We start from the raw sequence: 15,098 nt of genomic DNA on the forward strand, positions 1-15,098 counted from the left end.
GTATTTAAATATGTTTTAAAAATTCCATTAGTTATTTAATAATGGGTTTTGTATTATTTCTTGTGATGGTAACGGATAATATAAATCTTCCGGACCAAAATTAACTTTTCTTAACATAAAGTCCTGAAGGCTATTTTCTACAAACTCAGGCAATTCTTCAAACGCTTGTACATCAAGAGTAGTAGACGTATAACGAACATTTCCAAGTTCTACAAATCGTGCCGCCGGACCACCAGGTCTTCTTCTTAAATCTTGCCAAGAAATACCTCTTCCTTCCCATGCAAACTCGGCAGGTCGTTCTTTATTAAATAAATGAAGAACTATATTATCAGCAGTTAGTGCTTGTGGTTCGATTTTAAGTGTAGGATCCAATCCATCATTTATAGCAGTGATTTGATCTATTTTTGCTTGAGCCTCAGGAGCGGTATCCCCTGCGTCAGGTCTAAGATCAGAGAAAGTATTTAAAATGATAGGAGAGGTAGGTACACCGGCAAATAGCGTTTCTAATGTAACTAATCCAGATCTTTGTCTTACTTGATTAATATAAGTTAATGCTTCTGTTACTCCTGCATCACCTTGTCCTCGTAATAAGGCTTCTGCATACATTAAAAGTACATCTGCATAACGAATTACTTGCTCATTTATTCCTGAATTTCTTGGTTCTGTTTCTAAAGTGTGGTTATGAAATTTTCTAACCTGACCTCTAGATAACATTCTTACAAAATTTTCTCTGGTTGATGTTGTGTAAAATATAGAACCATCATCTTCATACGCCATCGAAGCTTCACTTCTAAGAGACCTGATTCTTGGTGTAATAGTCTCTTCCAACTCGCTGTTTTCATCATAAACTTCTTGTGGTCTACTTGTATTTATAGGTAAAGCAGGATCCACTACTTCGTTACGATATAATGAAGATGTGAAGTGAGTAACAAACATAAAACCAAATCCACCATTTCTTGTCCAAGAAGTAGGTCTTAATGTAGATTCATTTGGATTATCACCTTCTCCATCACCAAAATTTCCACCACTAATAGGATCACTAACAAAAAATTGAACTTCAAAAATTGACTCTGCATTAAATTCCCCTGCTTCGCTAAAATTTTCAGCGATATCATCGACAAGCTGATATTCACCTGAATCAATTACTTTTTTCAATTCTTCTGCTGCTCTTGTGAAATTCTCTTCGTATAAATATACTTTTCCTAAGATAGAGGTAGCAGCTCCCCAGGTAGCTCTTCCTTCCTGACCTTCACTTGTCCAGTTTAATCTCTCAGCAAGATTGGTTTGAGCCATAGTTAAATCTTCTATAATTTGACTATATACAACATCTCTATCTTCTAAAGAAAACCTTGTTTCTTCTAGACTTTCTGGCAGTACAATTGGATAAGGTACTGATCCACCATTAAAACCGTTAGCTATCCAAAACATGGCTAAACCACGAAGAAAGTATGCTTCACCTAAGATTTCTCTTTTCACGGTTTCATCCATTTCGATATTAGGAACATTGGCTAATACAGCGTTTGCTCTAAAGACCACTTTATATAAATCTTCCCATTGCCCAAAAACGTCGCCGTTCGTAGAATTTACTAATGCATTATCAAATTCAAGACTATTTGGTCGTCTACCAATATTACCAACTCTTCCATGTTCGGATTGCAGTGCAGCTGCAAGAACGGCAGTAGACCCTAAAACACCATTAAATTGTAATGAGCTGTAGACTGAATAAATTCCTGCTTCAGCATCCCTTTGGGTTTTCCAAAAATTTTGGGCGCTTAATTGATTTCTATTTTCTGCTTCCAAAAGATCATCCTGACTACAACCAAAGAATGTAGTGCCTAAAATGATGAAAGATAAAATTATTACTATTTTTTTCATTGCTTTGTTTTTTAAAATCCAACTTCTACTCCGATTCGACCTGATGCAGTGATAGGAGTTAATCCTCTATCTATACCTCTGGAAAATAATCCATCACCACCTACTTCTGGGTCATAACCTGTATAATCGGTTATCGTGAGTAGGTTCGATGCACCTAGGTATACTCTTAATTTAGAAACACCTATTTTGGATAAAACATCTTTAGGAAGGCTATATCCTAATTGAACATTTCTTAATCTAATATAATCTCCATCTTCTAAGAAAATATCGGTAATAGGAGAGTAACTTACGTCATTTGCTCCCTCTCTATTGATAGGAATATTTGAAGTAGGATTATTTGGAGTATATGCAAATAATAAATCTCTATGATTTTGTTGATTATAGGCTAGAGCTTTAGGACCATTCAATATTTTACTTCCATAAGAACCGAACCAACTCATATTAAAATCGAAGTTTTTATAATCTAAATTAAAATTCAAGCCAACTTCAAAATCAGGAGTATTATTTCCCTGAAAGACACGATCATTATCAAAATCTATAGACCCATCTCCGTTTGCATCTACAAGTCGAGCATCACCAATTTGAGCACCTTGAGGAATTGTTCCTCCCAGTAATTGGTATTCATCTAATTCTTCCTGACTTCTTATGATACCATCTGTCGGTACTAAGAAAAATGCTCCAGCCTGAAATCCTTCTCTGGCAAAGTTAACCGGTAAAGTAGTAAAATTACCTGCTCCAGGAGTAATTTGACCTCCATCAATTTGAGAAGTAGAACCATTTAGTTTGGTAACTTCATTTCTATTTGTAGTAAATATACCGTTGATACCCCATTTAAGTGCGTGATCACGATTTTTATACCCTATACTTACTTCGAATCCTTCATTGGTTAATTCTCCAATGTTAGTTGCTACTGTAGGTGGTTGATTGTTTTCACCTTCAGCCCCTGCACTAGCAGGTAATACAACATTAAAAAGTAAATCTTCTTTTCTAACGGTATAATATTCTCCAGTAAACGTAAATTTATTATTAAATAAACTAAGATCAACACCAAAGTTATCAGAAATACTAGTTTCCCATCGTAAATCTCTATTAAAAATTCTAGTTTGATTCAAACCATTTGCAATTCCATCACCAATTGGAACATTTAGATTATTAGTAATTAAAGGTACAGTTTGAAAATCTCCAATATTTTGATTTCCTACTTCACCATGACTGGCTCTCAGTTTTAAGTCATTAATAAAAGAAAAAGCAGAAATATTTTTAAAGAATTCTTCTCTGGCTACAGACCATGCAACGGATACTCCCCAGAATGGTTCGAATCTGTTTTCTGGTTCGAATTTACTAGATCCATCAGAACGAATATTTCCTCTTATCAAATATTTCCCTTTGTAGTCATATCCTACAGTACCTAATATACCAATAATAGAGGAAGGAGTATCCTGCCCACTAACTGTTATGTTTTCTCTATCAATAGCTTGATCAATAGTTGGTAATTCATTTGTAATAAATTCATTAACTCTTGTTCGGGTTGTTGCCCATAACCTGTTCTCAAGAGTATATCCTGCAAGTAATGATAAGTTATGATCGCCAAAACGTTTTTTATAATCTAAAATACCTTCAACAGAGGTTTGTTGAAATGTAGTTGTGGTTTCTTGTAAACTGGAAATTGCTTCTAAAGCCCTATTTGGGATTAATTCTCCGGTATCTTCATCTACAAATCTGAAGGCAGGCTCAAAGAATATTGCTCTAGTTGTAGTTCTGTTACCACTAAGGTTAAATCTGGCATTAAGGCCATCTGCTAATTCATAACTAAATTGTAATGTTCCTCCAGCAGCATTACTTTCATTTGTACTGGTTTCTTGAAGCTTTTGAAGGATATTTCCAAAAATATTGAATTGATCAGCATTTCCTGTTAATGAATTCCCTTCAGCTAAGCTTTCAGGTCCTGCTTCTGTTGCTGGTGCTCTAATTGCATCATATAATATGGCCCAAGGTTCTCTATTCGAATCTGATCTGCTCAAGAAAAAACTAGAAAACAATTTAAATCTTCCTTTCTTGAAATTACTATTCATTCTTAAGTTTGTACGTCTAAAATCAGATTTTTTATATACACCGTCTTGATTAAGGTGATCTGCAACTAAACTGAAGTTTGCTACATCACTACCTCCAGATAATCTAACATTGAAGTTTCTAGTTACAGCGTTGTCATTAAGAATTTCCTCTTGCCAATCTGTGTTATTTTCCAGTGCATTTGGGTTTACTGCTAAAACACCAACTACTTCAAATGGTAACCCTGAGTTTTGAGTAAATTGCCTGTTTAAAGCAATAAACTCAGATCCCGTAAGGGTAGGAAGACTTGATGTGATTCTATTTATTGAGGTCCAGGTTGAAAAATTAACATTCAAATTACCTGGTTTAGCCTTTTTTGTGGTTATGATGATTACCCCACCCGATGCTCTAGAACCATAGATTGCAGCGGTTGCAGCATCTTTAAGAACTTCAATCGACTCTATCTCATTTGGACTGATATTCGGATTATCGGAAAAAGGAACGCCATCAATTATATATAGTGGACCTAATGAATTATTTCCGGGATTTGCTATCCCTCCATTAGGATCTAAATCAGAAGTTCCATTACTAGATAATGAGTTAGCACCACGAATTTGAATATTTACCCTAGATCCTGGAGCACCACTTTGTGCCTGCACGTTTACTCCGGCCAATTGCCCTTGTAATGCCTCAGCAAAGTTTCCTACTGCTTGTCTTTCAAGTACTTCACTTTTGACAGAACTAATAGAACCAGAAATTTCTCTTTTGGATTGCGCCTGATATCCTACTACAATTACTTCATCTAATTCAGAAACATTTGCCGTTAAGGAGACATCAATTGTGGACTCATTTCCAATCGTTACTTCTTTACTATTAAAACCAACAGATGAAAAAACCAAAATCTCACCAACATTAGCTGTTACTTCATATAATCCATCAAAATCCGTAACAGTACCATTTTGAGTACCTTTGACTATGACGTTAACTCCCAACAAAGGATTCCCTCCTTCTGTTACTGTACCACTTACAGTAATCGATTGCGCTTGCATTACACCAAAGCTCATTGCTAATAAAAATAAAACAGTATAGCTTTTATGCTTGCAGTTAGCAAGTAAATTGAATTTCATACTTTATAATTTTTGTGTTTAAATTTTTAGACTTTCCAATTATCCTAACAAAAATTCATATAAATTGATATAATGCGAGTAACATATGTCTTAATTCGTAAGACATATGTTTAATTTCTTAAAATAAGTTAAATTATTGAAGTTTTTATATATATCTGGTTAAAAAAATCATGAATTACTAACTGTTTTTGTGCATTATTAATGCTTTGGTAACCCTGTTTTTTAAGTAGTAAATGCCTGATTTTCAATGTCTAATAAAAGCGTGTGAAGAGTGTTTTATTATATTGTTAAAAAATACTATTACTTACAAGCAAACGATTTTGTTTTAACATAAAGAGTGTGTAAATAATTACTGTATATGAAATTATTTATTAAACATATGGTGTATTTTTATATGTATTTATGTTTTATAGTCGAAAATTACAATTAAAAATTACAATTAAAAATTACACGGTAACGATATTGTGAAAATTATATGCTTATAAATAGTATTGAATACATATTCATATCATAATGAAAGAAAACATTTATTATTATATAATATGTCTTCTTCGACAATACTTTATAATGACGAGAAAAATATATAAGTGTTTCATTAAATAAATAGAAAAGTAAAGATTTTTATTGGATTAAACTTTACTAATTCAAATAGACAGCGATAGAATATATTAAAATAAAAAAATCGTAAATATTATAATGATGAAACCACTATATAATTACTATGTGTTTAATGATTTGTAAAAGATAGGGTTAATAGCCTGATTTGCGTTAAGAAAAAGAAAAACCTATCCGTTTTTGTGTTAATTTAATATGAATTTACCTAATGGAGTGAACTATTGTTTTTAATTCGTAGTTTTTTAGTATTTGATTCGTTGAGAATAAAAAATACTAATAGTGGTTATATTTAATGTCTATTCGAACTTAATCCAATCTATATTATATAAATATCCTTTAGAACCTTTAAAAGTGACAAATATATTTTTCACACCTTTGGTTTGATTTACAAAAGGTACAGTAATTTCCTTCCAAGAATCCCATCCGCCAGTATTTTCAACTTGTACTTTTGCTAGTAAAAGACCTCTTGGGTTATCAACTCGTATTTCCATAATTCCTCCTTTAGAACCACTAGCGACCCGAGCCGTCAGTTTATTTTGCTTTCCTTTTTCAAAAAGAACATTGTCAAATTGTACCCAACCATATTCTTTAATATAATCTATTTGCCAACCTTTTGTGGGTTGATCTTTTAATAAGCTGATTTTAGCATTAACCAGATCGTTGTAGCGATCTAATTGAATAAGGTCACCCGCTTTTGGTGTTCCAATTCCGCGTAAAGTGGCAACTTTTGGAACAATACTTCCGTTTTTGTTAAATACAATTTCATCTGCTCTCATTGATCTTAATCTATTGTGATTGCTTAATGACCAATAATGATAAAATAGATACCATTTTCCCTTGTATTCAACTATAGAGTGATGATTTGTTCCATTATCTATATTTGGCATAATTACCCCTTGAAACTTGAAAGGACCCATAGGATTATTGCTAGTAGCATATTCTATTTCATAATTATTTTGATTTACACGACCCCAAGAGAAATAGTAGATCCCTGCTCTTTTAAACATAAATGAGGCTTCTCTATATCCCTCTTCAGGAATTCCTATAATATTTTCTGGTTGACCTTGTATTTCGGTCATATTATCTTTTAGTCGAGCTACTTTTAAAGCTCCTGTACCTTTTCCTCCTCCATAATAGATATATGCTTTTCCATCATCGTCTACAAATGGATTTGGATCAATACCTTGAATTCCTTTTATATAATTTTTTTCCCAACTAAAAGGTCCTGTAGGGTTATCAGAAACACCAACGCCGATACGTCTAAATGCACTTTTGTCTGCAGGTATTCCTGGGTAATAATAGTAATATTTACTTCCTTTTTTAATACAATCTGGAGCCCACATTCCAAACGTATCTTTAGCTCCCCAGGGAACATCATTTTGATCTAAAGCGACACCATGATCTTTATAGTTTATCATATCTGTTGTAGAAAAAATATGATAATCTGGCATACAGAAACCATTGGATCCTTGATCTTCTGTACAACCTTCGACATCATGAGACGGATAAATATAAAGTATATCATCAAAAACACGAGCTGTAGGGTCTGCAGTATATATATGTGTTACCAAAGGGTTTTGAGCCATTAAACTAGTAGTGGTAAACAAGATTAAAAATGCAGTACAAATTGTTTTAACAAAAGTCATTCACTATTTCTTAGTAATTAATTTTGCTAAAATCTTAATAGATTCGAAATGTAGGTATAACAAATGAGTAAAACCTTATGTTGTATGATTCTGGTTTACATTAAAAAGTTTTTTAAATAAAGAATTTTTATAAGTTCTACTTTTAAAATGAACATAGAGTAGTAGTTGACTTTAATTTCTTAATGAGTATTGATTAATGTTCTCTTTATTTGATAAAAGAACAACAGAAAAACACATTACTCATAACCTTATCTGCTTTTTTGAATTAATTTGTTGATTAAAATATATTATAGATCATGAAAAGTAGATTTTTTATTAGCGTATTAATTGTCTTATCTTCTGTGGAAGCTTTTTCTCAGGTTAAACCAAAGAAACCAAATGTAATTGTGATTTTGGCTGATGATATTGGTTTAGGAGATATATCTGGTTATAGAAGAATACATTCAAAAAAAATTATAGTAGAAACTCCACAAATAGATCAATTAATGCAAGAAGGAATGGCATTTACAGATGCGCATTCTCCTACTGCGCTGTGCGCACCTTCTCGTTATAGTATAATGACAGGAAATAATACATACCATAGCTATGCACCTTGGGGTGTTTGGGGGTCTTATGAAAAGTCACCTATTAAAGAGACTGATTTAACTATGGGGAAATTAATGAAACAAGCAGATTATAATACTGCTTTTTTTGGAAAATGGCATATGGGAGGTGATTGGTACCGTAAAGGAAGTACAACAGAAATTTATAGAGGACCTCGTTGGAAAACTCAAACAGATGTTAATGTAACCCAAATAATAAGTTCGGGTCCAAAACAAAATGGATTTGATTATAGCTTCATGTATCCTGCAGGAATACAAGATGTTCCTTATACAGTTTATGAAAATGAAAAATGGTTTCCTTTAAATAAAAATTCTAAGATTGGTTTAATTACTCAGAAAAAGATGGATAAATTAAAAGTAAAACTTGATAAGGATGAAGGTTTGGGAGACACCGAGTGGAATCCCTTTGATATGGGGCCTCTTTTAATTAATAAAGCAGTTGATTATATTAATAGAGCAAGTACAGAAAAACCTTTCTTTATGTATTACTGTACGCAAGCAGTCCATAAGCCACATACACCTTCTGAGTCACTTAATGGTAAAAAAATTAAGGGTACTACTCCTGTATATCATCTTGATATGATTGCAGAACTGGATGCTCAAATGGCAATGCTTGTAGATGCATTGAAGAAAAAAGGTGTTTATGAAAATACAGTAATCATTTTTACATCGGATAATGGGGGTTTGCCTTTTAAAGAAACGTTGGCAACAGGACACAGACCTAGTGATATTTACCGTGGTGGAAAAAATCAAATTTATGAAGGAGGACATCGGGTTCCTTTTATTGTTGTTTGGCCGGATAAGATAAAACCAAATTCAAAATCAAGTGCATTAGTATCGGGCACAGATATTATGGCAACAATAGCTGCTATATCAAATAAAAAATTGTCTAAGAATCAGGCTATGGATTCTGCAAATTTGTTACCTGTGTTTCTAGAAAATTCAGAAAAAAGCTCAAGAAAAGTATTATTAATTCAAGGAGGGACTGCCAAAAACGTAGCGTATAGAGAAGGGGAGTGGAAATTAATAGTTAAATATAAAAAGGAAGAAATAAAACCCATAGCACTCTTTAATCTAAATACATCCCCTGGCGAAAAAGAAGCAGATAACTTGATTAATTTACCTAAATATAAAGAGAGAATTAACAGAATGTTTTTGAGTTATACCAAAATTAGAGATACAAAGACACCGAGTAGAAACTTATAACTACAATTAAAGGTTGATAGTGCCATTTTAATGTGAGGGATTTTAGTATCCTCTAAAAATAAAATTCATTCTTAGAAGCTAATATCAGGTTAAAGGGATATTTATTAAACATTCCTTTAACCTGATCTTGAATTAATATTTCAGTACTGTTAAAAGCAGAATGACGTTTGAGATAATTGGATTTTCCAATTACAAAAGAATTATTGTACAGAAAACAAAAATGAATAATCATATTCGTTTTTGTTTAGTCTATACTCGGGTTGTGCTATCGCTTTTTGACTCCAACTATCATCTCCACCAACACCCAATTGTCTATAATCGATATTTAATGTAAAAAAATCCTCAATTTTTAGATCATAGGTATGTGTGGCTTCTTCTAAGTTTTGTTGTGAATATGGCCAAATAGAAAAATCAATGGTTGGAAACCCTTTTATTCGTAAAACTTGCTGCTGCTCGCTGATAAAATCTACATACCGTACATCGCTTCTATTTCCATTTTCTTGTGGATAAATATAATCAAAGGCTAATTTGTCAGTTTCACAAGTATGTAACTCCAATTTCCCACTTTCTTTTCTATCCCAATAATTTTCATATGGACCTTTGCCATAATAACTGGTATTTTTGAATTGTTTTGGAATTGTAGTCTGCATTCCTAAACGAATGAATAGCGGTGCGGTATCTGGTTTGTTTATTTTGAAACTGACTTTGACTCCGTTTTCTAGGAAACGGTAAGTAAATTCAAATTTTGAATCAAAAGTAGAAGTACCTTCAACTATAATTGATTTTTGGCTTTTTTGAGTGCTAATCTTTTTAATAGAAAGGTCTTCTGAGAATGATTTCCATTGTTGTGCGTCTTTCACAATCTTATTTCCACGAGCTCTATCATTATCTGTAGATGCACGAACTAAATTGGGCTGTAAAGGGGACAAAATCATAGACTTCTTATTAGACTCATATGAAGTGATAAAACCTGTTTTTTTATCGACTTTGATTTCATATTTGGCTGTAGTAGCTACAATATATTCTTCGTTTTCTACAAATGTTACGTTGCTAGGTGTTTCTTTTATTTCTGAAGTTAATTTTGATAATACAAAATCTTCCCATGCGATTTCATACCCAGCATCTGCAAACATAGTTCTGTCTTTTAAAACAGCATTAATACGAATACTATATTCAATATTGGCTTCTTTAGTAAAGTTATCTACCGGAATCTTAATTATTTTTTCGGATGTAGGTTCAATATTTAGTTCTGATAATTTACCTGCTTGTATTGTTTTTCCGTTGGCTTTTAATGACCAGTTAAACTGATACTCTTTTAGGTTTGTAAAGTGATGCCAGTTCTTAACTTTTATGCTAAATTCGTTATTAGGTACTGCAGAAAACTCGATAGGTTGAAACACTTTTTTACATTCGTATAATGCTGGTTTTGGACTTTTATCAGGATTAATAATTCCGTTAATCAAAAAATTAAAACGACGAGGATCAAACCCAAAGTTTTCATTGGGGTCATTTCCATATCCCCAATACGATTCTCCTTTCTTATTTTTTAATAGAATACCTTGATCTATATAATCCCAAATTGCACCTCCAATAATTCTGGGATTACTACGAGCGTCATCCAAATATTCTTTAAGACTTCCTAACGAATTTCCCATGGAGTGCATAAATTCACAGTTTATAATTGGGCGATTATCATTAGGGTCTTTGGCAAATTTTCTTAGAGTTTTTGCAGGAGCATACATTCTACTAATAACATCTACATATGATCTGTCTCTTGGGTTTAGAATATTGGTCAAATTATCCATATCTCCTTGCTTAATATATTTTGGATCGGTTGGATCTCCCTGAGCACCTTCAGAATGAACCAAACGGGTAGGATCGTAATTTTTAACCCATCCAGACATTGCAGCGTGATTTGGACCAGTGCCAGATTCATTTCCTAAGGACCAAAATATAATCGATGGATGGTTTTTATCTCGCTCTACCATTTTTATTGCTCTATCTAAAAATGAGTATGACCATTCTGGTCGGTTAGATAGTTCCCCACGCAATCCATGTGATTCTAGATTGGCCTCATCCATAACATAGATACCCAATTCGTCGCAAAGGTCATAAAGGTATGGATCATTAGGATAGTGACAAGTACGTATCAGGTTCATGTTATTTTGTTTCAGGATAGTAATATCTTCAAGCATTTCTTCGCGGCTTACAGTTTTACCACCTGTTGGGCTATGATCATGTCTGTTGACTCCATACATGATTATGCGTTTTCCATTTACAAGTAATACTCCATCTTTAACATCTATTTGTCTAAAGCCAATTTTTGTACTAGTTGCTTGAACTACTTTTCCTTCCTTTTCTAAAGTCAATATTAATGTATACCTATTAGGGTTTTCTGCACTCCATTTTTTTGGATTAGTAACCTCTGTTTCCAATAAAGCAAAATATACATTGTCTGTTTGCGGATACCATTCGTCAACTATCTTTTTTGCTGAAATTTCTAAAGGCTTTTCTAACACTGCTTTTTCACCATCTAATAAAGTTGCTTTTACGGTATAGCCATCTATTTTTACATCGGGAGCAATATTTAATTTGGGTCTGAGTTTGAGTTTAGCATTTTTATAATTTTCATCTAATGGCGTTTGTACAAACACATCGGAAATCGCAATTTTGGGCCAGGCCTGTAGGAATACTTCTCTAAAAATACCACTCATTCGCCAATTGTCCTGATCTTCTAAATATGCACCGTCACTCCAGCGATATACTTTTACAGCAATAGTGTTCTTTCCTTTTTTGATGTATTTGGTGATGTCAAATTCTGAAGTCGTATAACTCCCTTGATTATATCCTACTTCTTGCCCATTGACATACAAATAATAAGCATTTAATACTCCTCCGAAATTTATAAGTATCGTTTTATCTTCCCAATCATTGGGTATAGTAATTGTGCGTTTATATGAACCTACTGGATTATGATTATGATCTATATAAGGTTGGTTGTTAGGAAATGGATATCCCGAATTTACATAAGTCATCTTTCCATACCCTTTCATCTCCCAACAGGACGGTACATTGATATCATCCCATTTAGACACATCATAGTCTTCTTTATAAAAATCATTAGGAGCATCTGCAGGTTTATGTACCCAGTTAAATTTCCATATTCCATTTAGTGACTTGTACCAGGGAGAATTCTCTCTGTCCAAAGTTTTGGCTTGCTCAATAGTAGGGTAGGAGTACAGGGTAGCCCTTGATGGGGCTCTGTTTTTCTGAACAACCAATGGGTTTTCCCAGTCATTGGCGTATTGTGCTTGGATATTTAGAGTAATAAAAAATAAGAGAACTATTATTGATAATGATTTCATTGTTGAATACTTGATATGTGATGTAATTATCTTGGTCTTTTATGATGTATTAAAAGACCGAGATTAGATTACTATAATATTTGTTATTTTATTTCTATAAATGCGATGGCTTGTCCTCCTCCGGGAGCCAGTTTTAAAGTCATTTTATTTTTAGAGGTAACTTGCTTTTTGGTAATTTCAAAGATTTCTGGATTTTCTAACCAGTGTGCATCTTCTGCATCGGCATAAATGGTAGCTTCATAGGTTTTGTCTTTAGATAGAAAAGATAAATCAATATCTAGATTACGACCATTTTCATCACTAATACTTCCTAAATACCAATTATCAGTTCCTTTTTCTTGTCTTACTACGGTATAATAATCTCCAATCTTCCCATTTAAAACTTTAGAATTTGACCAATCTGTAGGAACGTCCTTGATAAATTGAAAAGCAGCATTACCTTCATAGTTTTCTGGCAAATCCGCTGCCATGGGCATTGGGCTATACATAGTTAGGTAATATGCTAACTGTTTACAAATTGTTGTTTTTACTCTAAATGGTACTTCGCTCCAATCTCTCTTGCCTAAGAACATCTTAAAAACTCCCGGAGTATAATCAATAGGACCTCCTAATATTCGGGTAAAAGGTAATACAACACCATGTTCTGGTTGATTTCCTTTGCTCCAGGCATTATATTCTTGTCCTCGAACACCTTCTCGAGCCATAAGATTTGGATACGTTCTTTGTTCTCCTGTAAACTTAATGGGTTCATGATTTACAATCATGAGTTTGTATTCTGCCGCTTTCTGAACCATTTTTTTGTAGTGGCGAACCATATATTGTCCATGGTGATGCTGTTTATATGTCTTTTTCTCTGTATCATAGTTAACATCACCGGTATATCCTACTTTGATTGTTTTAATGCCAAGATCACTACACATTTTGTACAATTCATCCATAGCGGGTTCATAATGATCAATATCAGATATTGTTTCATGGTACATCATCATACGTACTCCTTTTTCTTTGGCATAGCGGCACACTTCTTCAATATCAAAGTCATCTGTAGATGTTTTCCAATCAAATATGCCATATCCTGTCCATGATCCTTCCATATCATCCCAACCTTTATCCCATCCTTCAATTAGAACATCTGGAATTCCGTGTTTAGCAGCAAAGTCAATATGATATTTTGCATTTTTGGTATTGGCACCATGTGGCTTTGTAATGGGTCTGCCAAATTGAGTTTTTTCTGCCCACGCGGTTTTTCCAATGTGTAGTTCCCACCAAATACCAATATATTTATACGTTTCTATCCAACTGGTGTCTTCATATGCATTGGGAGGATTTAGATTCATAATCATATCAGACTCCACCAGTCCTCCGGCATTTTCTGAAATCTGAATGGTTCTCCATGGAGATTGAAAAGGCGTTTTTGCTCTTACTAAATCTCCGTTTAACCAAGGAGTAAGATGGGCTTTTAGTTTAGAGTTATCTAATGTGTTTAGTAAGTTCATTCCCGCATAGTCGGTTAGGTCGGCTTCATGAATACTAATAACCAGATTGTCGTTAACCTCAATGGTGGTTGGAGTATTAGCCATATTAGCTCGTTCTTCTTTACCTGGTCTTCTCCAAAACTGAATACTATCTCCAATTTTACTAATAGGAGAGTTGTAGTACTCTTTTTCATAATTATCATAATCCGCAAAATTCCACCATGCTTTATAATCATCTACAAAATCAAATTCTGTAAGTTCATCCATTATGATAAAATCTTTTAAATTTTCTTGTTTTGGAAATACGTATCTAAAAGCAATACCATCATTATATGCTCTTACAACTACATCTAATAATAGGTTTGTTTCTTTTTGTTTTAGATGTAAAGTAAGTTCATTATAATAATCTCTTACTGTTTCTCTTTGTCCCCAGACTGTTTTCCATTGCGTATCATGAGTGGATTCTTCAGAAGAAAGAATTTTAAAATTATTTTTTAAAGAATGTTTCTGTAATTCAAAACCTAAAGCTGATTTTTTTATAAACTCTACATCATTATGCTGGACATTATAGAATAGAACCCCACTGCTATCTACAACAAAAGAAAATTTGTTTTGTTGATCAGGAGACTGCAGATTGGTAATAATCCTTTTTTCTGTTTTTGATGTACAGCTAATAAAAATAATTAGTATGGAGATTATAGAGATATATTTAGTCATCAATAATTTGTTTTTAAATAGCTTTAGTAATTGTACTTATACTTTCAATTAGAATGTATTAACCTAAAAAACGCACTACTTGGATTTATTAGATTGAGACAGAAATGACTTTACCCTTCATAAAAGTATTATCTAAAAATATATTCATAACCTGTAATAATGCATTATTAGATAAAATTACCTTTGTGTGGTTATAAATAGTATTACAGATGGAGTAAATCATACAACATATGTTGTGTTAATGTTTTTTAAAGATGAAAAATGGAATTTTTGGTATAAAGAAATAGTATCATTGTAGCTTTAGTAACGCTTTGATAAATGTTTGGCTACAGATTTTTTGTTTAAATACCACAATATTCCTATTAAAATAAGTAGTGATTAAGAAAAAATTATAGGTAAAAAGACATATGTTCTACAGATG

The 15,098-nt window shown here is 33.0% G+C and carries 6 protein-coding genes; 1 reads left to right on the forward strand and 5 read right to left on the reverse strand.

The genetic code is table 11. The annotated features are described in order from the left end of the window. Window positions 1-27 precede the first annotated feature (27 nt). The 3 genes from PQF96_RS12675 to PQF96_RS12685 form a co-directional block, all read right to left on the reverse strand. Entirely contained in the window at window positions 28-1,875 is a 1,848-nt protein-coding gene (locus PQF96_RS12675) for a RagB/SusD family nutrient uptake outer membrane protein (protein WP_271766567.1), read from the reverse strand. An 11-nt stretch (window positions 1,876-1,886) separates the two neighbouring features. Next, window positions 1,887-5,051: a SusC/RagA family TonB-linked outer membrane protein gene (locus tag PQF96_RS12680; protein WP_271766569.1), complete on the reverse strand. Its 3,165-nt coding sequence runs from the start codon at window positions 5,049-5,051 to the stop codon at window positions 1,887-1,889. A 911-nt stretch (window positions 5,052-5,962) separates the two neighbouring features. Continuing rightward, the gene (locus PQF96_RS12685; RefSeq protein WP_271766571.1) at window positions 5,963-7,312 is read right to left on the reverse strand and encodes a family 43 glycosylhydrolase; all 1,350 of its coding nucleotides are present in this window, start codon (window positions 7,310-7,312) and stop codon (window positions 5,963-5,965) included. A gap of 296 nt (window positions 7,313-7,608) precedes the next feature. On the opposite strand from PQF96_RS12685, the gene PQF96_RS12690 reads away from it, so the two are divergent. After that, entirely contained in the window at window positions 7,609-9,120 is a 1,512-nt protein-coding gene (locus PQF96_RS12690) for a sulfatase family protein (protein WP_271766572.1), read from the forward strand. A gap of 200 nt (window positions 9,121-9,320) precedes the next feature. On the opposite strand, the gene PQF96_RS12695 is transcribed toward PQF96_RS12690, so the two are convergent. Together PQF96_RS12695 and PQF96_RS12700 are read right to left on the reverse strand one after the other, a co-directional pair. Continuing rightward, the gene (locus tag PQF96_RS12695) at window positions 9,321-12,485 is read right to left on the reverse strand and encodes a glycoside hydrolase family 2 TIM barrel-domain containing protein (RefSeq protein ID WP_271766574.1); all 3,165 of its coding nucleotides are present in this window, start codon (window positions 12,483-12,485) and stop codon (window positions 9,321-9,323) included. Between the two features lie 83 nt (window positions 12,486-12,568). Next, window positions 12,569-14,677 (reverse strand): glycoside hydrolase family 97 protein, encoded by a 2,109-nt coding sequence (locus tag PQF96_RS12700; RefSeq protein WP_271766576.1) that lies wholly within the window; start codon window positions 14,675-14,677, stop codon window positions 12,569-12,571. Window positions 14,678-15,098: the final 421 nt, after the last annotated feature.

The sequence above is a fragment of the Aquimarina algiphila genome (assembly GCF_947494415.1).
In the GTDB taxonomy this organism is placed as follows: Bacteria; Bacteroidota; Bacteroidia; order Flavobacteriales; family Flavobacteriaceae; genus Aquimarina; species Aquimarina algiphila.